The organism is Bradyrhizobium sp. RD5-C2, assembly GCF_019972155.1.
Taxonomy (GTDB): Bacteria; Pseudomonadota; Alphaproteobacteria; order Rhizobiales; family Xanthobacteraceae; genus Bradyrhizobium.
Window position 1 is genome coordinate 84,501 of record NZ_BOVL01000057.1, and the last position, 20,300, is coordinate 104,800.

Annotated in this window: 18 protein-coding genes and 1 pseudogene; 18 read left to right on the top strand and 1 reads right to left on the bottom strand. The window is 62.6% G+C overall.

From position 1 onward, the window contains the following. The first annotated feature begins 78 nt into the window (after window positions 1-78). From BraRD5C2_RS36600 to BraRD5C2_RS36615, 4 genes are read left to right on the top strand one after another with little or no spacing between them, the layout of a single operon-like run. Window positions 79-2,454, top strand: a complete 2,376-nt coding sequence (locus BraRD5C2_RS36600) for a xanthine dehydrogenase family protein molybdopterin-binding subunit (RefSeq protein ID WP_223976836.1) — start codon at window positions 79-81, stop codon at window positions 2,452-2,454. Next, entirely contained in the window at window positions 2,451-3,290 is an 840-nt protein-coding gene (locus BraRD5C2_RS36605) for an FAD binding domain-containing protein (protein WP_223976838.1), read from the top strand. The genes BraRD5C2_RS36600 and BraRD5C2_RS36605 overlap by 4 nt, the downstream gene beginning before the upstream one ends. Continuing rightward, window positions 3,287-4,504 carry a xanthine dehydrogenase family Fe-S subunit gene (locus tag BraRD5C2_RS36610; RefSeq protein ID WP_223976840.1) on the top strand — a complete coding sequence of 406 codons (1,218 nt, stop codon included), beginning with the start codon at window positions 3,287-3,289 and terminating at the stop codon, window positions 4,502-4,504. Before BraRD5C2_RS36605 ends, BraRD5C2_RS36610 begins: the two co-directional genes overlap by 4 nt. Before the next feature lie 53 nt (window positions 4,505-4,557). Beyond that, on the top strand, window positions 4,558-5,316 hold the full coding sequence (locus BraRD5C2_RS36615; RefSeq protein WP_223976842.1) for a GntR family transcriptional regulator: 759 nt from the start codon (window positions 4,558-4,560) through the stop codon (window positions 5,314-5,316). A gap of 139 nt (window positions 5,317-5,455) precedes the next feature. Here the strand turns inward: BraRD5C2_RS36615 and BraRD5C2_RS36620 are convergent, their stop codons facing one another. Then, a complete protein-coding gene (locus tag BraRD5C2_RS36620; protein ID WP_223977043.1) occupies window positions 5,456-6,643 on the bottom strand; it encodes a diaminopropionate ammonia-lyase in 1,188 nt (395 codons plus the stop codon). Between the two features lie 255 nt (window positions 6,644-6,898). Here BraRD5C2_RS36620 and BraRD5C2_RS36625 point away from each other — a divergent pair, with 255 nt between their 5' ends. The 14 genes and pseudogenes from BraRD5C2_RS36625 to BraRD5C2_RS36690 all read left to right on the top strand — a co-directional run. Then, window positions 6,899-7,675 (top strand): LamB/YcsF family protein, encoded by a 777-nt coding sequence (locus BraRD5C2_RS36625; protein WP_223976844.1) that lies wholly within the window; start codon window positions 6,899-6,901, stop codon window positions 7,673-7,675. Window positions 7,676-7,696: 21 nt separating this feature from the next. Continuing rightward, window positions 7,697-8,356: an NADPH-dependent F420 reductase gene (npdG, locus tag BraRD5C2_RS36630; RefSeq protein WP_223976846.1), complete on the top strand. Its 660-nt coding sequence runs from the start codon at window positions 7,697-7,699 to the stop codon at window positions 8,354-8,356. A 3-nt stretch (window positions 8,357-8,359) separates the two neighbouring features. Continuing rightward, window positions 8,360-9,133 (top strand): coenzyme F420-0:L-glutamate ligase, encoded by a 774-nt coding sequence (gene cofE, locus BraRD5C2_RS36635; RefSeq protein WP_223976848.1) that lies wholly within the window; start codon window positions 8,360-8,362, stop codon window positions 9,131-9,133. Continuing rightward, complete coding sequence (cofD, locus tag BraRD5C2_RS36640; RefSeq protein ID WP_223976851.1) at window positions 9,130-10,068, top strand: 2-phospho-L-lactate transferase; 939 nt, start codon at window positions 9,130-9,132, stop codon at window positions 10,066-10,068. The genes cofE and cofD overlap by 4 nt, the downstream gene beginning before the upstream one ends. 8 nt (window positions 10,069-10,076) lie before the next feature. Beyond that, window positions 10,077-10,769: a 2-phospho-L-lactate guanylyltransferase gene (cofC, locus tag BraRD5C2_RS36645; RefSeq protein ID WP_223976853.1), complete on the top strand. Its 693-nt coding sequence runs from the start codon at window positions 10,077-10,079 to the stop codon at window positions 10,767-10,769. Then, on the top strand, window positions 10,769-13,174 hold the full coding sequence (gene cofH, locus BraRD5C2_RS36650; RefSeq protein ID WP_223976855.1) for a 5-amino-6-(D-ribitylamino)uracil--L-tyrosine 4-hydroxyphenyl transferase CofH: 2,406 nt from the start codon (window positions 10,769-10,771) through the stop codon (window positions 13,172-13,174). The genes cofC and cofH overlap by 1 nt, the downstream gene beginning before the upstream one ends. A 56-nt stretch (window positions 13,175-13,230) precedes the next feature. Next, complete coding sequence (locus BraRD5C2_RS36655; RefSeq protein ID WP_223976856.1) at window positions 13,231-14,721, top strand: pyridoxal-phosphate dependent enzyme; 1,491 nt, start codon at window positions 13,231-13,233, stop codon at window positions 14,719-14,721. 277 nt (window positions 14,722-14,998) lie between these two features. After that, entirely contained in the window at window positions 14,999-16,162 is a 1,164-nt protein-coding gene (locus BraRD5C2_RS36660; protein WP_223976858.1) for an ABC transporter substrate-binding protein, read from the top strand. 111 nt (window positions 16,163-16,273) lie between these two features. Beyond that, window positions 16,274-17,146 (top strand): branched-chain amino acid ABC transporter permease, encoded by an 873-nt coding sequence (locus BraRD5C2_RS36665; protein WP_092116278.1) that lies wholly within the window; start codon window positions 16,274-16,276, stop codon window positions 17,144-17,146. After that, the gene (locus BraRD5C2_RS36670; protein ID WP_223976860.1) at window positions 17,143-18,177 is read left to right on the top strand and encodes a branched-chain amino acid ABC transporter permease; all 1,035 of its coding nucleotides are present in this window, start codon (window positions 17,143-17,145) and stop codon (window positions 18,175-18,177) included. Before BraRD5C2_RS36665 ends, BraRD5C2_RS36670 begins: the two co-directional genes overlap by 4 nt. Further along, window positions 18,174-18,980 (top strand): ABC transporter ATP-binding protein, encoded by an 807-nt coding sequence (locus BraRD5C2_RS36675; protein ID WP_223976863.1) that lies wholly within the window; start codon window positions 18,174-18,176, stop codon window positions 18,978-18,980. The genes BraRD5C2_RS36670 and BraRD5C2_RS36675 overlap by 4 nt, the downstream gene beginning before the upstream one ends. Continuing rightward, the gene (locus BraRD5C2_RS36680) at window positions 18,967-19,671 is read left to right on the top strand and encodes an ABC transporter ATP-binding protein (RefSeq protein WP_223976864.1); all 705 of its coding nucleotides are present in this window, start codon (window positions 18,967-18,969) and stop codon (window positions 19,669-19,671) included. Before BraRD5C2_RS36675 ends, BraRD5C2_RS36680 begins: the two co-directional genes overlap by 14 nt. A gap of 60 nt (window positions 19,672-19,731) precedes the next feature. Beyond that, complete coding sequence (locus BraRD5C2_RS36685; protein ID WP_223976866.1) at window positions 19,732-19,935, top strand: hypothetical protein; 204 nt, start codon at window positions 19,732-19,734, stop codon at window positions 19,933-19,935. An 89-nt stretch (window positions 19,936-20,024) separates the two neighbouring features. Beyond that, a pseudogene (locus BraRD5C2_RS36690) lies at window positions 20,025-20,300 on the top strand (NAD(P)(+) transhydrogenase (Re/Si-specific) subunit alpha); the annotation flags it as partial.

Here is a 20,300-nt window from a genome sequence, read left to right on the forward strand (position 1 = left end):
CTATCTTCGCGATAATAGAATGAATTTGTGTTCGAGCCGTCGATCGCTCCGGACACGGGCGACAAGAGGGGAGACGGAGTGGCAAAGCAGGGCGTTGGAGCTTCCGTTCCCCGAAAGGAAGATGATCGCTTTCTCCGCGGACGGGGCGAATATGTCGGCGATATTCGTTTGCCCGGCATGCGCGATGTCGCGTTCGTCCGTAGCCCGCTTGCCCATGCGCGGATCAAGGACATCCGTATCCCGGCGCATCTCCGCGGCAGCGTGTTCATCGCGTCGGATATCGCGGCCGACACGCGTCCGATTCGCGCTGTGTCCGGACTGCCGGGCTTCAAGCCTTCCGATCAGCCGATCCTTGCGTTCGAGAAGGTCCGACAAGTCGGCGAATTGATCGCTATGTGCGTCGCCGATACCCGCGCGGAAGCCGAGGACATTGCGGCCGCCGTCGAAGTTGATTTCGAGGAATTGCCGGCCGTGCATGACATGCTGCTGGCGCGGCGTCCGGACTCGGCCCTGGTGCACGAGGAGTGGGGCGACAATGTCTTCCTCGAGACGTTTGTCGACATCAACATGGAAGCGGCCTACGACGCTCCGATCAAGATCACACGCGAGATATCAACCGCGCGGCAGAGCATGGCGCCGATGGAAGGCCGCGGCACGGTTGCGGTCTGGCACAAGCGGATGGACCAGCTCGTCCTTTACACCGGCAATCAGCAGCCGCACATTGTGCGCAACGGCCTGTCGGAATGCCTCAATCTCGAGCAGCTGAAGATCCGCATCGTCTCGCCCGATGTCGGCGGCGGCTTCGGCTACAAGGGTATCGTGCTGACGGAGGATGTTTGCCTTGGCTGGCTCGCCATGCGCTGCGGCTATCCGGTGCGCTGGATCGAGGATCGTCGCGAGCATTTGACGGCGGGCGCGAATTGCCGCGAGCATCACTACAACATCACCGTCTATGCCGATCGCGACGGGAAACTGCGCGGTGTCGAGTGCGAGGCTTCGGTCGATTCCGGCGCTTATTCGTCCTATCCGTTTTCGGCCTGTCTGGAGGCTGCGCAGATCGCCAGCATCCTGCCCGGGCCGTACGATTTCCCATCCTATCGCTGCCGCACCTGGTCGGTGTCCACCAACAAGTGCCCGATCCTGCCTTACCGCGGCGTTGCCCGAACCGGCGTTTGCTATGCGATCGAACTGATGATGGACGCGATCGCACACGAATGCGGTCTCGAGCCGTACGAGGTGAGGCTCAAGAATTTGGTGCGGCCGGAGCAGATGCCGTTCGACAACATCACCAAGAAGCATTTCGACAGCGGAAACTATCCGGAGTCGCTGCGGCAGGCTCTGGCGAAGATCGATCTGGCCGGTCTGCGCGCACGCCAAAAGAAGGGCGAGCCGGACGGTCGGTTGATCGGCGTCGGTCTATCAGTCTATTGCGAGCAGGGCGCGCACGGCACGTCCGTCTACGCAGGCTGGGGCATCCCGATGGTTCCGGGACACGAACAGGCAACCGCCCGCATGACCCCCGACGGCGGCCTCGAGCTGCGGATCGGCGCGCATTCGCATGGTCAGAGCATGGAGACCACGCTTCCGCAGGTCGCGCACGAGATCCTGGGCATCGACGTCGCGCGCATCAAGCTGGTTCACGGCGACACCGAGTACACGCCTTACTCGACGGGCAGCTGGGGATCGCGCTGCGCGGTGATGTCCGGCGGCGCGGTTGCGACGGCCTCGCGTGAGCTCGCCAAGCTCGTCAAGGGCATTGGCGCGCATCTGCTGCAGACCGAGGTCGAGAGCGTCAAGCTCGAGAACGGCGCGGTCGTTGGTCCGTCCAACAGCGTGAAGATCGATGAAATTGCGCACACCTGGTATCGCAGGCCGCAGGATCTGCCGGCAACTGTCGATCCGAGGGGCCTCGAGGTCACCATCGGCTACAAGCCGGCGCGTGATTCCGGCACGTTCAGCTATGCGACCCATATCGCGGTGGTCGCCGTCGATCCGGAGTTGGGCGATATCGAGTTGATCGACTACGTGGTCGTCGAAGACGGTGGCCAGCTGATCAACCCCATGGTCGTCGACGGGCAAATCTATGGCGGGCTGGCGCAAGGCATCGGCACCGCAATGTATGAAGAGATGAACTTTGATACGTCGGGGCAGCCGCTCGCATCGACCTTTGCCGATTATCTGCTGCCGGGCCCGACCGAGGTGCCGGCGCCCAAGCTCGGCCACATGGAGACGTTGGCGCCCTATACGGAGTTCGGTGTCAAAGGCATCGGCGAGGGCGGTGCCATTGCGCCTCCCGGAGCGATCGGCAACGCGGTCAATGACGCATTGCGGCCTCTTGGAGCCCAGGTCTTGCACACGCCAATGACGCCACGGCGTGTTCTCGAAGCCATTCGGGCCGCAGCCGGGAGCCGCAAGGCGAAGGCGCCCGAACTGGCGGAAGGGTTGCCGGCGTGAAACCTGTCAATTTCGACTATGCACGCCCCGATGCGGTCGATGCGGTGATCAGGCTCATCGCGGACGACAGCCGGACCGTCAAGATGATGGCCGGGAGCCAGTCGCTCGGGCCGATGTTGAATCTCAGGCTGGTGCAGCCCGATCTGATCGTCGACCTTACCGGGATCGAAGAGCTCCGTTGTTTCAGTGACGGGGCCGACGAGATCTCGATCGGGGCTTGTGTCACGCATGCCGATATCGAGGACCTTCGCGTCACCGACGTCACGCGCGGTGCGCTACCGACGGTGGCCAACGGCATCGCGTATCGCGCGGTGCGCAATCGCGGCACCATCGGCGGAAGCCTGACCCATGCCGATCCGTCGGCCGACTGGCACTCTATCCTCGCCGCGGTTGGAGCAAAAGTCGTGCTGCGCGGCCCGGCCGGTGAGCGGACCGTGGCCGTTGAGGACTACATGGTGGGCGCGCTTGAAGCCGACCTGCGCCCCGGCGAAGTTCTCGTTCGCGTCATGGTGCCGCGACTGAGCAAATCGGCGCGCTGGGGTTACTACAAGAGCTGCCGCAAGACCGGCGAATTTGCTCACGCGATCGGCGCCTTCGTGACCGACCCAGATCGCGGCATCAGTCGTGCGGTGATCGGCGCGACGGAGAGCCGTCCGATCGTCATTGCCAAGGCAGGCAACGTGATCGGAGACGGCCGCGCTCCGCGGCTAAGCGATAGTTTCGACGGCGGGGCCGTCGACGAGATTCTGGAGAAGGCAGGGATGGTCGATCCCCTGGACAAGCAAACCCATGTCGTCGCGCTGCGCCGCGCGATCGAGCAGGCACGGCCGCAATGAGCACCTGCAACCTCAATGTCAACGGCAGCGCGGTCAGCGCGGAGATCCAGCCGCGGACGCATCTTGCGGACTTTCTCCGCGAGAAGCTCAATCTGACCGGCACCCATCTGGGTTGCGAGCACGGCGTCTGCGGCGCGTGCACTCTCCTCGTCGACGGCGTGCCCACGCGCTCCTGCATCACGTTCGCGATGGCTTGCCAGCAGGCCGACGTCACGACGATCGAAGGACTTGACGACGACGAGATCACGCGCGAATTGCGTGCGGCGTTCACACGGGAACATGGCCTTCAATGCGGTTATTGCACGCCGGGGATGGTTGTGTCGGCGCGCGATGTGGTGCTGCGCATGCAGGACCCCAGCGAGCGCGATATCCGCGTGGCCATGAGCGGAAACCTCTGTCGCTGCACCGGCTATGTCGGCATCGTCCGCGCCATCCAGGGTGTGATCGCGGACCGCAGGGCGCGAGGGATCGCGGCGATTCCCAATGGAAACCGGACGCGTCTTGGACCGTCGGGCTCCGGCAACGCGACCGCGGTTGCCGCGGCTGCGGCTCGGCCCAAGGCAAACGCCGCACCAGCTGTGAAAAAGGCCGAAGCTCCGGCAGCGGCGGCCTCGCTCAGGGATACGAGCTGGAAGCCGCAAACGACCTTCACGCAGAGCTTCACCGTCGGGCATCCGGTCGATGAGGTCTGGCATTTCTTCTCCGACATCGGCGCGGTCGCGGCCTGCCTGCCGGGCGCATCGCTGGCCGGAGAGCCGGTCGACGGTCACGTCGACGGCCAGATCAAGATCAAGGTCGGGCCGATCTCTGCCGAATTTCAAGGCGTCGCCGATGTGGCGCGCGACGATGCGACCCGCACGGGCACGATTGTCGGCGCAGGCAAGGATAAGCGCAGCAACTCCTCAACCCGCGGTCTGATCGGTTATGCCGTCAAGCCGGGTGACGTGGAAAACCAAACCAGGGTCGATCTCAGCATCGGCTTCACCTTGACCGGGGCTCTGGCGCAGTTCAGCCGCTCGGGCCTGATCCAGGACGTGGCCGGACGAATCATCGCTGTTTTTGTCCAGAACCTCGAGACGCGGCTCTCCCATCGATCGGGAGGCGGCGAGGGCGAGCCGGCCATGGTCAGGGAATTCGACGCCGGCGCGCTCATGCGATCGATGGCGTTGGATTATATGAGACGAGCGCTTCGATGGCTCTTGCGACGACCTTAGTTGTTCGGCGATAAAAACTCGCCTTCAGCGATGAAATGGACTATCTTACTATCATGAATAAGCTAGTCCCAAATTACGAGCGCAGCCGCGTCCCCCTCTATGTGCAGGTTGCATCGGTCATGCGTCAACGGGTTGAGTCCGGGCGATGGCAAGAGGGCGACAAGATCTCGACCATCGAGGAGCTCGAAACCGAATTCGGCGTCGCGCGCGTTACGGTCCGGCAGGCGATCGAGATGTTGCGGAACGAGGGTCTGCTCGACGCGCAGCAGGGACGCGGGACGTTCGTGTCCGGAAGACCCAAGAATCGTCACTGGCTGAACCTCGCCAATGATTTCGAGTCGATGGTCGATTCCGTCAGGAACAACGTCCTCAAGCGCGTCTATGTCGAGGAGAATGCGGAGCCGCCCCGGCTCGCTGCGCATGAAGGGCAGCCCGCCGCCAGCTACGCTTTTCTCAGAAGCGTGCAATACAACGAGGACGAGCCGTTTTCGGTCGTCAACCTCCATCTGGCGCGCAACCTCTATCTCAAGGACCGCAAGCGCTTCACCCACACGGCCGCGCTGACGAAGATCATGGAGATGGACGACATCACGCTCGCCCATGCTCATCAGGTCGTGACGATCGGCGTGGCCGATCCCGAGACGGCCGAGCTGCTCAAGATCGGCCTCGGCGAACCAACCGCCGATTGTCGCCTGGTGCTGGTCGATAGCAACGACATCGCCATCTACGTCGCCAATATCCACTATCATCGCAGTTGCTTCGCGCTCCGTTCCGATCTTCTCGAAAAATCGAAGAAGCGAACGAAGGCTTGACGAAGGAGCGGGCGCAAGGCCCGCTCCTGATCCGCGCTAGCGCGTTTTCGAGCGAAGTGGCCACCGGTTCGCGTGAAGAAAACGCGTCAAAACAAGAATCCAGAGCTTCGGTTCTGATGTAATCAGAACCGAAAATGCTCTAGGCGAGGATGCTGGCCGGCGAGGCGCCCACGATTTCCGTGTAGCGCTTTTGGTCGGTCGCGCCTTCAGTGTTGATCAGCAGCACGCGCGACGCCTGGTTCAAGCCCAGCGATTCACGCGCGGCACTGCTCTTGGCGGCGCGCCAAAGGCCGGCCAATCCGGCAGCACCGCTTTCGCCGGCCACAATGGCCGGATCGTCGCCCGTCGGATGTGCGAGCCGGCGCATCGCTGCCGCAGCACCTTCCTCGCCGACCATCATGAACGCGTCCGCTTTCCGCGACAGGATACGCCACGCAACCAGAGAAGGCTCGTAGCATTCGAGCATGGCCATGATCGTCGGCTCGCCATGCGCGATCTTGATCGGCGCGCCCGCGATGGCGCTTTGATAGAGGCAGGCAGCCCGTTCGGGCTCGACGACCACGAATGTCGGCCGGCTCTTGCCGAAGACGACATCAAAGTAACCGGCGACCGCGGCTGCGAGGCCGCCGACGCCGGCCTGGATGAAGACGTGGGTGGGCGTCTCCGGCTGCTGCCGGAGGATCTCGTTCAGCATCGCCGTATAGCCCTGCATGACCAGTCCGGGGATGCGCTCATAGCCGGGCCAGGACGTATCAGAGACGACGATCCAATGGTTGTCCTGGCAGACCTTGTCGGCGACCGCGACGGAGTCGTCGTAAGTGCCGGGCACCCGCACGATTTCTGCGCCGAAGCGGGCAATTGCCTGCACGCGCTCATCGGTAACTCCGGAATGCACGAAGATGACCGCCTTGGCTCCGACCATCTGCGCGCCGGCCGCGACCGATCGCCCATGATTTCCGTCGGTGGCGCAGCCGACCGTCAGGCCGCGCGCGATCTCGCGTATCGCAGGTGTACCGATCTCGCTGATATCCACCGCGCGGCCCAGCTTGTTGCCGGCATGCTCCAGCAGTAGCCTGACGACGGCGTAGGATCCGCCCAGAGCCTTGAAGCTGCCGAGGCCGAGCCGATGCGATTCGTCCTTGATGTGGATGGACTTCACCTCGAATTCGCGGGCGAGCGCCGGCAGCGATCGCAGCGGCGTTTCCGCGTGGTTCGGTCGGAAGGCGAGAAAGCGCTCGACTTCGCGGGCTTCTTCACGCGCCAGCGTGGCGGCATCCGCCGGGTCAAGCGGTTGGTCGTGAGATGAACTTGTATTCGACAGGAACATTCGAACCGGCCTTCGCGATGAGTTGTTTGGTGGGAGCTGCCGCCGCCGATCGGACGTGTCGTCATTGGGCAGCGTAGCTTGCCAAGGTTGGGGATACATACTATCATTGGGATGATAGTTCAATACGGATCTCGTCAGGCGGCCGCCTGCTGTCGCCGCTGCAAAGCGACGTTCGGAAAAGCAGGAAAAATTGTTTGCAGAAGGGATTGTCTTACTAATGATAGGACATTATAGCTCAAGCAGACGAGGTGACGGATGACCATATCGATCAACTTGAACGCCGACATGGCCGAAGGGTTCGGCGCCTACGACGTCGGCGACGATGCCGGAATCCTCAAGATCATCGGATCGGCGAATATCGCCTGCGGCTTTCACGCCGGTGACCCGCGGGTGATGCGCAACGTCGTGCGCGAAGCCAAGCGCCTCGGCGTCACGATCGGTGCCCATCCCGGTTTCAACGATCTCTGGGGTTTCGGGCGTCGGCGCATCGATATGCGCCCCGATGACCTCGAATACATGGTCGCTTATCAGATTGGCGCGCTGCAGGCGATGGCGGCCTACGAAGGCGAGCGGGTCACCCACCTCAAGCCGCACGGCGCACTCAACAACATGGCCGCCGAAGACGCCGAATATGCGCTGGCCATCGGCCGCGCCATCAAGGCCGTCGATCCGCGCATCATCTATGTGGCTCTCGCGGGGTCCGAGATGGAGAAGGCTGGCCGCAAGCTCGGACTTCCCGTCGCTATCGAAGGCTTCTGCGATCGCCAGTACGACGACGACGGCAATCTGACATCACGCAAGATCGCGGGCTCGGTCATCAAGGACGCGGCGGTCGCCACCCGGCAGGTGCTCGACATGGTGTTAAACAACACAATCACCTCCCGCAACGGCAAGAAGATCACATGCAAGGTCCACTCGCTGTGCGTCCATGGCGACGAGCCCACGGGCGTCGCCACGGCTCGTGCAGTACGCGAGGGCCTCGAGAAGGCCGGCGTCAGGCTCGTGCCGCTCACCGAAATGCCCCTCGACTAATCCTGGAAAGGCCACCGAGACATGAACACGAAACCGACGATTGCCATCCTTGGAGGAACCGGCGACTTGGGATCCGGCCTCGCGAAATGCTGGCTTGCTGCCGGTTACAAAGTCATTCTCGGTTCACGCTCTGCGGAGAAGGCCAGGAGCACGGCGCAGGTCATGACCGGCGACGTCGCGGGCGACGACAATTCCGCCGCCGCGCGGGCTGGCGACATCGTGGTCGTTGCGGTGCCGTTCGCGAGCCATGAAGCGACACTGAACGAAGTCAAGGACGTGGTTCAAGGTAAGATCGTCGTGGATGCCGCGGTCCCGCTGGTGCCGCCGAAAGTGTCCGTCGTCCAGCTTCCGTCCGCCGGCTCGGCCGCGCAGATCGCGCAGCAATTGCTCGGACCCGGCGTGCGGGTCGTCTCCGCCTTCCACAATGTGGGTGCGACCAAGCTGCATCAGGGCAGCCGGGCGGATTGCGACGTTCTGGTCTTTGGCGACGACAAGGCGGCGCGCGACGTCGTCATCGGTCTCGCCAACGAAGTCGCATCCGCCGGCATCGACGGTGGCGTGCTGGCGAATTCGGCGGCGGCCGAGGCGCTCACATCCGTGCTGATCGGGATCAATCGGCGCTACAAGGTGCCCGGCGCCGGCATCCGCATCACCGGCCTGTCCACTAGCCCGGGTGTCTGATCCATGCCTGTGGGGACGCGAGTCGAATACATCGCCCTGCAGGACATTCGGCGCGTCGAGCCGGGCGCGGATCTTGCCGCGCTCATCAGGCAGGGCCTGGCCGGGATGTCGCTCGAGCTGCAGCGCGGCGACATCCTCGTCATTGCGCAGAAAATCGTCTCGAAATCGGAAGGGCGGTACGTTCGGCTGAGCGACGTCGAGCCTTCCCCGGAGGCGTTCGAACTGGCGGCGACGGTCGGCAAGGATCCGCGCTTCCTTGAGGTCGTGCTGCGCGAATCCACCGAAGTGGTCAAGACACGGCCGAACGTCGTCATCGCCGCGCACCGGCTCGGCTTCGTCATGGCCAACGCCGGTATCGATCAATCGAACATCGAGCATCGTGAAGGCGAAGAGCGCGTCCTGCTGCTGCCCAAAGATCCCGACGGATCCGCGCAGAAGCTGAAGGTGGCGCTGGACGTGGCCGGTGATCTCGATCTTGGAATCATCATCAACGACAGTTTCGGCCGTCCCTGGCGCAATGGTGTCGTCGGCGTGGCGATCGGCGCTGCCGGCATCCCCTCGCTGTTGAGCCAGATCGGCGTCCCCGACATGTTCGGCCGGGCGATGCGCGTCACCGAGATTGCCATCGCCGATGAGATCGCCGGCGCCGCTTCACTCCTGATGGGACAAGCGGGCGAGGGGGTGCCGATCATCCTCGTCCGTGGCCTCACACTTGATGGACCGGTCTCACCCGCGGCCGCGCTCGCGCGACCCAAGAGCCAGGATATGTTCCGATGAGCGGCGCTGACCTCAACGTTGTTGCGCTTTGCGGCGGGGTCGGCGGCGCCAAGCTTGCCTATGGCCTCAATCGCTTGTTGGGCACCAGGCTCGCCGTGATCGTCAACACAGGTGACGACTTCGAGCATCTCGGTCTCACGATCTCGCCGGACATCGATACGGTCGTCTATACGCTGGGCGAGCTTGCTGACGAAGAGCGTGGCTGGGGGCGAGCCGGCGAAAGCTGGAATTTCATGGAGGCGCTCGGCGGCCTGAAAGGCGAGACGTGGTTTCGTTTGGGAGACCGCGACCTTGCCATGCACGTCTTGCGCTCGCGCGCGCTGAGCGCTGGCGTAACTTTGACCGATTTCACCGGCAGGATTGCATCGCATCTCGGCATTGAAGCGCGCATCCTGCCGATGACCGACGATCCGTTTGCCACCATCGTGGTGACGGCCGATCAGAAGCTGGCGTTTCAACGCTATTTCGTCGAGCAGCAGGCGCGGCCCAAGGTCAGGAAGATCGAATTCCAGAACCCCAGTGGTGCAACGGCGACCGGCGCCGCATTGGCGGCCATTGGCGCGGCTGATGCCATCATTGTCTGTCCGTCAAATCCGTATCTCAGCATCGGTCCGATCCTGGCTGTACCCGGTATCCGGGCGGCCCTGGATGCGACCAGGGCGCCGATCGTTGCCGTCTCGCCGCTGGTCGGCGGCCGCGCCATCAAGGGGCCGACCGCAAAGATCATGAACGAGCTCGGCGTCGCGACGAACTGCGCCTCGATCGTCAGGCACTATGGCTTCCTCGATGGTTTGGTGATGGATCGCGAAGACCAGGCCGACGCCGATGCGGTCGGCATTCCCGTGCATGTCACGAACACGATCATGCGCTCGAAGGATGAGCGTGTTCAGTTGGCACGCGAGTGTCTCCGATTTCTTGATCGATTACAAAGCTGAGCAAAGCGATGGACGATTCCGAAACCTGGGCCCTGGTGCCTGTCAAACGGTTCAGTCAGGCAAAGAGCAGGCTGGGCGATATCCTGGTGGCGACCGAGCGCGCAAAACTGGCGCAAGCCATGCTGTGCGATGTTCTCGGAAACCTGCGGGATACGCGCTCACTGGCCGGCATCGCCGTGGTGAGCGCCGATCCAGAAGCGTTCGCGATCGCCAAGCACTTTGGCGCGGCCATGATCTTTGATGAGGTCGAGACCGGTGTAAATGCCGCAGTGCGGCGCGGCCTCGATGCGTTCCAACCGTATGAACGGCGGGTTCTTGTTGTCCCTGCCGATATTCCGTTCGCTCGTCCGGAGGACTTCGAGCACGTCATCCGGTTACTGGACCACACGCCGATCGTGCTCGTGCCGGCGCTTTACGACGGTGGCACAAATGCTCTGGCGATGCGGTCGCCGGACATGCTGGAGCCTCGATTTGGCGAAGAGAGTTTCCGGGCGCACCGTGCTCTGGCGCGGCAGCGGCAACTGAGCTGCAGCGTGTTCAAGTCCCATGGCATCGGCAAGGATATCGACTGCCCAATCGATTTTGGTCCGTATCTGATCTCGTCGCAGAACCTCGGAACGACAGGTTCGTTTCTTGATGAGCTCAAGATTGCCGAGCGCTTCTGCAGCGACGACCATCCCGTTCCCGTGAGGCTGTTCTGATGACGTCCGTCTTGAATCTCCCGTTCGACCGTCGCCTGTCGCGAAGCGAAGCCTACGAGCTGATCGATCTTGCTGATATTGGCGAGCTCCTGACGGCCGCAGCCAGCCGAAGGGATGCCGCGCACGGCGATGTCATCACCTATTCGCCCAAGGTGTTCATCCCGCTCACCCAGCTTTGCCGCGATGTCTGTCACTACTGCACGTTCGCTCACGCGCCGCGTTCGAACGTGAAGCCGTATCTCTCGATCGAGGAAGCGGTCGCTATCGCCAAGGCCGGCAAGGAGGCCGGCTGCCATGAGGCGCTATTTACGCTCGGCGATAAGCCCGAGCTTCGCTACCGCGTCGCGCGTGAGGAGCTGACAAGGCTGGGCCACGAATCGTCGCTGTCGTATCTCGCCGAGGTCGCCAAGGCTGTCTTCGAGCAGACCGGCCTGCTGCCTCACGTCAATCCCGGGATCATGAGCGAGCTCGACCTTGCCATGCTGCGCAAGGTATCGGTCTCTCAGGGGATCATGCTGGAGTCAGCTTCCGATCGGCTTTGCGCGAAGGGCGGCCCCCACTTCGGATCGCCGGACAAGGTGCCGGCCGTCAGGCTTCAGACAATCAAGACTGCCGGCGAGCTGGCCATTCCATTCACATCCGGAATCCTGATCGGCATCGGGGAGACAAGGGCCGAACGGATCGATGCATTGCTCGCGCTGCGCGACCTGAATGATACGCACGGACATCTGCAGGAGATCATCGTCCAGAACTTCCGGCCGAAGGTTGGGACGCGCATGGCCGATGCGCCGGCGCCTTCCGTGGACGATCATCTCTGGACCATCGCTGTCGCCCGCTTGATCTTCGAGCCGGAGATGAACATTCAGGCGCCGCCGAACTTGAGCCCGGCGGCTTTGGGGCGCGTCGTTGCGGCAGGGATCAATGATTGGGGCGGCGTGTCGCCTGTCACGCCCGACCACGTCAATCCCGAAGCACCGTGGCCGCATCTGCGGCTGCTAGAGGCTGCAACCCGGTCAACCGGCAAGCGGCTCGAGAAGCGGTTGCCGATCTATCCGAGCTTCGCGCGCTATCCCTCGCGCTGGCTCGACAACAAGCTGTTGAAGTCGGTCCTCGATCGCATCGACGGGGATGGATTTCCGCGCACAGACGACTGGCATCCCGGCCACATCGGCGGAGTTCCGTCGCGCGAGCTCGGATGGCTGAAATCCGCTCCGCGCACCGCGCATGGCGGCGAGGTCACATCGGTCATTGCCAAGGCCCAGCGCGGCGCTGAGCTTTCGGAGGGCGAGATCGTCAGGCTGTTCCGCGCTCACGAGAGCAACTTCACCAGCGTTTGCCGAGCGGCCGACGAACTGCGAAGCAGCGTCAACGGCGATGTGGTGTCCTACGTCGTATGCCGCAACATCAACTACACAAACATCTGCTCCTTCAAATGCCAATTCTGCGCCTTTTCGAAGGGCAAGATGAGCGAGAATTTGCGGGGCCGGCCCTACGACCTCGAAATGTCCGAAGTCGCGCAGCGAGTCACCGAGGCCTGGGACCGCGGCGCTTCTGAGGTGTGCATGCAGGGCGGCATCCATCCTTCCTACACCGGGCAGAAGTATCTGGATATCTGCCGGGCCGTGAAGGGCGCCGTCCCGGCCATGCATCTCCATGCGTTCTCGCCGCTCGAGATCCATCAAGGCGCGCACACGCTTGGCATTTCTGTCGCCGAATTCCTGCAGGAGCTGAAGGCGGCAGGCCTCGGCACCTTGCCAGGAACGGCTGCTGAGATCCTCGACGACGAGGTGCGTGAGACGCTTTGCGCGGACAAGATTAGGACCCAGCAGTGGCTCGACGTGATGCGCACGGCGCATTCGATCGGGCTCCGATCGACGGCCACCATCATGTTCGGCCATATCGAGCGCTACGACCATTGGGCGCGGCATCTGCTCCGGCTGCGGCGCTTGCAGGCCGAGACCGGCGGATTTACCGAGCTCGTGCCGTTGCCGTTCGTCCACATGGAAGCGCCGGTCTATCTCAAGGGCCGGGCGCGTCCGGGGCCAAGCTTCCGCGAGGCGGTCCTGATGCATGCGGTGTCGCGCCTCGTGCTCAACCCACACATCACCAATATCCAGGCGTCCTGGGTCAAGATGGGACCGGAGGGGCTGCGGCACTGCCTTTCGGCTGGCGTCAACGACCTCGGCGGTACGCTGATGGATGAGAGCATCTCCCGCTCGGCCGGTGCCTCGCACGGCCAGGAAATGACGCCGCAGGAGCTCGAATCGATCATCGTTTCCGCAGGCCGTGTGCCGCGTCAGCGCACGACGACGTATGGCGTCGCTGACGACGTCCGGAGGCAGCGCTCATTTGACGCGGTCTGCGAGCGGCAGGCCGGCACGGGAATGCGATCCGCGGGGTGCTAAAGGACCCCGGGGCGAGGCCAAGAGAGCAGAGAACTCTCCAACAGGGATACTTGAAGATGGCGTTTGTAATCGAGCCGAGTGTTGTCGACAGGAAAGGCTGGCGGCAGGCCGCGGCGCAAGCGCGCAAACTTAACCTGACGCTGCCGACCTTCTCTCAGCTCGCGCATCCACCGCTTCCGTCGGCCAAGGTATGGGAGGACATCGCGGCGGTCGGGCCGGATGAGCCGAGCGCAGCGAACCTCTGGCGCATGCACTGGTACAATGCGGAAAACCGCAGGGGCAGGGACCTGGTGCCGGGGCATATCGTGCTGCCAAAGGAGATCACGGGCGTCGATGCCAAGATCATCGTGCTGCTCGGCGATCGCTTTCCGATGATCGGCGCGCACAAGGTCCTGCCGGCCTATGCCGCCTTGATCGAGCAGCTCGTGACCGGGCGGTTCGATCCGTCCGGACAGAAGGCTGTTTGGCCCTCCACCGGCAATTATTGTCGCGGCGGTGTCGCCGTTTCACGAATCCTCGGCTGTCGCGGCGTTGCCGTCTTGCCCGAAGGGATGAGCCGCGAGCGCTTCGAATGGCTCGAGAAGTGGGTGACGGATCCGGCCGACATCATCCGGACACCCGGCACCGAGAGCAACGTCAAGGAGATCTACGACAAGTGCGCGGAGCTCAGGCGGGACGACAGCAACGTCATTCTCAACCAGTTCTCGTCGTTCTCGAACTATCTCATCCACCATGAATGCACGGGGCGCGCGGCGGAAGACGCCTTCAAGGCGTTCAATCAGGACGATAACCACGAACTGGCGGCCTTCGTTTCGGCAACCGGGTCGTCGGGAACGATCGCCGCGGGTGATTTCCTCAAGAGACGTTGGGGCTCGAAAGTCGTTGCCGTCGAGGCGCTCGAGTGTCCGACGATGCTCAACAATGGCTATGGCGAGCACAACATCCAGGGGATCGGCGACAAGCACATCCCGCTCATTCATAATGTCATGAATCTCGACTTCGTCGTCGGGGTCTCGGACCGAACCACGGACCGGCTCAACCTGCTGTTCGGCTCGAAAGCAGGCCGGGATTATCTCGAGACGCGCCGCGGTCTCGACCCCACGCTGGTGCGCGCCTTTGACCATATCGGCATCTCCGGGCTCGCCAACATCATCGCCTCGATCAAGCTGGCAAAGCAGATGAATTACGGGCCGGAAAAGGCCATCGTCGCCGTGGCGACGGACAGTGCTGCCATGTACGGCAGCGAACGCAGGCAATTCGAAGAGAAGCACTACGCGCGCGGCCTTGATCAGGTGAACGCCGCCGAAATCTTCGGCGCCTGCCTGCTCGGCGCTGCCTCCGACAATGTCGTCGAGCTGACGGAGCTGTCGCGCCGGGCCGTCTTCAACCTCGGCTACTACACCTGGGTCGAGCAGCAAGGCGTTTCAGTCGCCGATTTTGAGCGGCGCCGCTCGCAGTCGTTCTGGAGCAAAATTCAGGACAGCCTGGGTGAATGGGATCAACTCACCATCGAGTTCAACAAGGAAGCGAATCTGGCGAACGCCTGATCGGTACGCGCGGCATCGTGTCCGTCGAAGGAGTTTCGAAATTGGTCTAGGCGAAAGTAATCGCGCAAATGATGAGCGGCTGCGTCAAATGAGGGCACTGCGAAAACAAAAATAGAGCAGGGCGCCTGCTTGACGACGGATTAGAAGTATCTTTAAGATACTAAGAATAGGATGATAGGATCATCCCGGCGGTGACGAATGGCCAGCAACCATAAGCTGGCGCGCTGCACTGGTGTTTCGTTCCCTAGGCATGGCTCAAGCGAGCACAGGAGGAAAGATGAAGCGAGCACACGGATTGATTACGGGCGCGGCCCTTGCCGCGGCAATGTCGACCGCACTGGCGACGGGCGCCGCGGCACAGACCATCAAGATCGGTGTCAATGAGCCGCTCACCGGTCCGTTCGCCGCTTCCGGTACCTATGTCGTGAACGGCGCCAAGATTGCCGCCGACGAAATCAACGCCAAGGGCGGCTTGCTCGGTCGCAAGATCGAGCTGGTCATCGAGGACAACAAGAGCAATCCGACGGAGGCTGCCGCCGTCGCCGAGAAGTTGATCACCGGCGACAAGGTGCCCGTGATCATGGGCGCCTGGGGCTCGAGCCTGACGCTCGCGGTGATGCCGAAGCTCATGGAATACAAGGTCCCGATGGTGGTGGAGACCTCCTCCTCGAGCAAGATCACGACGTCGGGCAATTCCTACATCTTCCGCATCTCGCCGCCGTCGTCGGTCGAGGCGACCGAGTTCAAGGCCATCATGCCGTCGCTCGGGATCAAGAAGGCGGACTTCCTCGTCATCAACAATGACTGGGGCCGTGGATCAGCCGAGGACTTCGGCAAGATCATGAAAGCCCAGAACATTCAGGTCGGCCTCGTCGAGATCATGGATCAGGCCGCCCAGGACATGAGCGCGCAGCTCGCCAAGATCAAGGCAACCGACTCGGACACGATCATGGTCACGACCGCGGTCGAGCAGCTCACCCTGGTGTTGAAGCAAGCCGCAGCGCTCGGCATCACCAAGCGGATCGTCACCACCGGCGGCTCGCAGAATCCGGATCAGCTGATCGAGCAGGCCGGCGCCGCAGCGAACGGCTCCATGCATCTGACGACCTTCGCGCCCTGGTATCCGGACAAGACCCCGGACCCGGCGGCAACGAAGTATTTCCTCGGCGAGTGGAAGAAGCGTGGCTATGCGATCGCCGGTGCGACCGAGAGCTTCCGCGGCTACGACGGAATTCGCACGATCGCCAATGCGATCCAGCGGGCCGGCAAGGCAGAGCCCGCGGCGATCACCGATGCGCTTTGGACGACCGACTTTCCCGGCCTGAATGGTCAGATCAAGTTCCAGAAGCAGGGGCCGGCCGGCAAGGAAAGCGGCCAGAGCATGCCCAACCTCTATCTGATCAAGATCGTGAACGAAAAGATCGTCCTGTCGGGCTCCTGAGCTCGACGATTGCGGAAGGCGCCACCATAATTGGTGGCGCCTTGGCATTGCCTCGCCCATTGAACATGCTCTGAAGAGAGGATCAGCGGTCTTTCGGCCGAAAAAATCAGCATGACCGAGCTTCTGCAACACATCGTCAACACGCTCATTCTGGGCAGCACCTACGCCCTGCTGGGCATTGGGCTCACGCTCATCTTCGGCATCATGCGCGTCGTCAATTTCGCGCACGGTGAGCTATACTCCTTCGGGGCCTATGCGCTGTATTTCGTCGGCGTGATGCTCGGCCTCAATTTCTTTCTTGCGCTGATCGTGGCGGTCGTTCTGGGCTGCTTTGCCGGTGCGCTGATCGAGGTCGTCCTGCTGCGCCCGATGCGTGGCGCGGACATCGATACGACCATGCTGGTCATGATCGGCGCCATGATTGTGATGCAGAATGGCGAGCAGTTCGTCTGGGGTGGTGTCGCGAAGTCGGTTTCGACCCCGTTCCCGGAGCTTCCGCTCGTCATTGGCTCGATTTCGGTGTCCTGGTTGCGCTTGTTCGTCTTCTGCGCTGCCCTTGCCCTGATCGGCGTGTCCTATCTCCTGATCAACCGCACAAAGCTCGGAAAAGCGATGCGGGCCACCTTCCAGGATCGTGACGCTGCGTCGCTCATGGGTGTCAACATCCAGTTCATCTACATGGCGACGTTCGCGATCGGCTCGAGCCTCGCGGCGGCGGCGGGTGCACTGCTCGGGCCCGTCTACGTCATCTCCCCGCAAATGGGCAATCTCGCTTCGCTGAAGGCTTTCGCCATCGTCATCCTGGGCGGCCTCGGCAGCATCGGCGGGGCCACCATCGGCGGCTTCCTGCTGGCGTTGGCCGAGGAGCTTGGTGCCGGCTACGTTTCGTCGGGCTACCGCGATGCCATGGGCTTTCTGATCATCATCGTCGTTCTCCTCTTCAAGCCGACCGGCCTGTTTGCACGCGCGGAGCGGATCGGATGAAGCGCTTGGTCCCTTATATCGCGCTCGCAGCGTTCGCATCCGTCCCGCTTTGGCTGCACGATCCGTATTTGCTGAACGCCTTCATCACGACGGGTATCCTCATTGTTGCGGCGATGAGCCTCAATCTCCTGCTCGGGTACACCGGACAGCTGAGCCTTGGTCACGTCGCATTCTTCGGAATTGGAGCCTACACCAGCGCGCTCGTATCGCTGGGCTTCGATGTCGAGTTGATCGGCGGTATCCGCGTGGTTCACGAGCCCTGGCCGGTCTGGACCGGGTTCGTGATCGGCACCCTGGTCGCAGCGCTCTGCGGCTATGCTGTCGGGAAGCTGTCCTTCAAGGTGCGGGGTGCCTACTTCGTCATCGTGACCATCAGCTTTGCGGAAGTGGTCCGGCTGGTCGCACTGAATTGGGTCGAGTTGACCCAAGGCCCGCTGGCCTTGACCTCGATCCCGCCGATGACGCTGGGATTCCCGGGAGTCGGCTATCTCGACTTCTACAGCAAGCAATCCAACTACTATCTCGTGCTTGCCGTCCTTGTGGTGTCCTACATCGTCATCCAGCGTCTGGTTTACTCCCGCGTCGGGCGCGCAATGATCGCGCTCAAGGAGAACGAGTCGCTCGCAGTCTCGGTCGGGATCGACGTGACCCGCTATTTGGTGCTGGCCGCGATCTTTTCGGCCGGCATCGCGGGGGCCGCCGGCAGCCTCTACGCCCATTACCTCAAGATCATCGACCCCGACGTGTTTGCGTTCCTTTACACGGTCACGATGGTGATCATGGTGATCTCGGGCGGCAAGGGGACCCTTGCGGGACCTATCGTTGGCGGTCTCATCTTCGGCTTCATTCCCGTCGCCGCTCGATCTTTCGCCACCCCCGAGATTCAGTGGATTCTTTATGGCCTGCTGATGATCATCATCGTCTTCGTGTTGCCGAAGGGAATTGTCCCCGCCGTCGAGAAGTGGTTCTCCGCGCCGAATACCAGCGTTGATCCGGAGCCTCTCCAAGCCAAGATGCACGACACGCCATGAGCACCATGCCCTCCAACGCTTCGCAGCCGGTTCTGTCCGTTGAGCATATCGCCGTGCATTTCGGTGGACTGATTGCGATCACCGACATGAGCTTCGTCGTCAACCAGGGTGAGATCGTCAGCCTGATCGGACCGAACGGCGCCGGCAAGACGACGGCCTTCAACGTCATCACCGGCTTTCTGCGGCCGACCAAGGGCGAGGTGCGCTATAAGAATACCTCGCTCAGCAACCTCAAGCCGCATGAAGTCACCTCGCTCGGCCTGGCGCGGACCTTTCAGCGTACCAGCGTGTTCCAGAGCGTGACTGTCTTCGAAAATGTGATGATCGGCCTGCACCGGCGGAGCCGGTCGACGCTGCTGGATACGCTGCTGGCGCTGCCGCGCGAAGGGCGCGCGGAGGCGGAGTTGAGGAGTCTTGCGCACGAGCTGCTCGAGATCGTCGGGATCGCGCGCCGGGCCGACGAACTCGCCGGGTCGCTGTCTTATGGCGACCAGCGTTTGCTCGGCGTCGCCCTTGCCCTTGCAACAGACCCGTCGATGCTTTTGCTGGATGAGCCGGTGTCGGGCATGAACGCGACGGAAACCGCCCGGTTCATGGAACTGCTCAACAAGCTGCACGGCCGCGGTATGTCGATTCTGCTGGTGGAGCACGACGTGCCCATGGTCATGGGCGTCTCCGATCGCATCGTCGTGCTCAACTACGGCCGCATCATTGCCGAAGGGCCGCCTGCGGCGATCCGCGGCAATCCCGAGGTCATTCGTGCCTATCTGGGTGAAGGAGCCAGCCGGCATGCTGCACATTAATGGTCTTGTTTGCCGGTATGGCAAGGTCGAAGCTCTCAAGGGCGTCACCTTGTCGATCGGGCAGGGGCAGCTGGTCGCGCTGATCGGAGCGAACGGTGCCGGCAAAAGCACTACGTTGCGGGCGATCTCGGGCATCCTGCCTTCGGCCGCCGGACGGATTACGTTCGATGGGCACGACATCACGAAGTGCTCAGCGCGGGAAATCCTGGGCAAGGGAATCGCACACTGCCCAGAGGGGCGGCGGGTATTCCCTGACATGACCGTCGACGAAAATCTCGACATGGGCGCGTATCTGCGGACCGACCGTCGGGAGATCGCGGCCGATCGGGAACGGATCTTCGGGATGTTTCCGCGGTTGGCCGAGCGGCGGCATCAGGTTGCCGGGACGCTATCCGGCGGTGAGCAGCAGATGCTGGCGATCGGCCGCGCGATCATGTCCAAGCCCAGGCTCATGATGTTCGACGAGCCATCGCTCGGCCTGGCGCCCAACATCGTCGAACAGGTGTTCTCGATCATCGATGGCATCAGGAAAGCCGGGACGACCGTCTTGATGGTCGAACAGAACGCCTACTCGGCGCTCGAGATGTGCGACTACGCGTATCTTCTGGAGACCGGTTCGATCGTTCTTTCCGGCAGCGGCAAGGATCTCATCGACGATGAGCACGTACGATCTGCTTACTTGGGTGGATGACCGTAGGTGAGCAGGAATGACGGGACTCTCATGGGCGGTACCGCGCGAGCGAGGGACGAGGTGGGTTCCGACGAATGCCTTGTTCTTCTCGCGTCGTTCATGAGGGTGCGAGATCGCAAGGCTCGCGCTGAGATCGTCAAGTTTGCGCAGCGCTGCGCCGACTTCGAGCCCGGCGGAATTGTCTCCTTTGGGCTCGAGACGCCGCGCGATCGATGCGTCGGCGTTGGCAAGCTGGAAAATCCTGCGACGCAGGCGGCCACCTGAGATCGAGGACGATCCTCTGGGCAATGCCGTGCTTGCGTCGCCGATTTGGTGAATGACCTCGTTGGTTCTCAAAGAGTGGTGCTGTGAGCGTGAAGATCGCCGTTGCCAAGGAAATCGATGCGTCCGAGCCGCGGGTTGCGGTCTCGCCCGATACCATCAAGAAGTTCAAGGCGCTGGGCGCCGAGGTCGCGGTCGAGCCGGGCGCGGGCGTCAAGTCGGGCCTGCCCGATTCGGAGCTCACGGCGGCCGGCGCCACCGTCAGCGCCGATGCGCTGAAGGACGCCGACATCATCATCAAGGTGAAGCGGCCCGAGGCCTCGGAGCTCGCGAAGTACAAGCGCGGTGCGCTGGTGATCGCGATCATG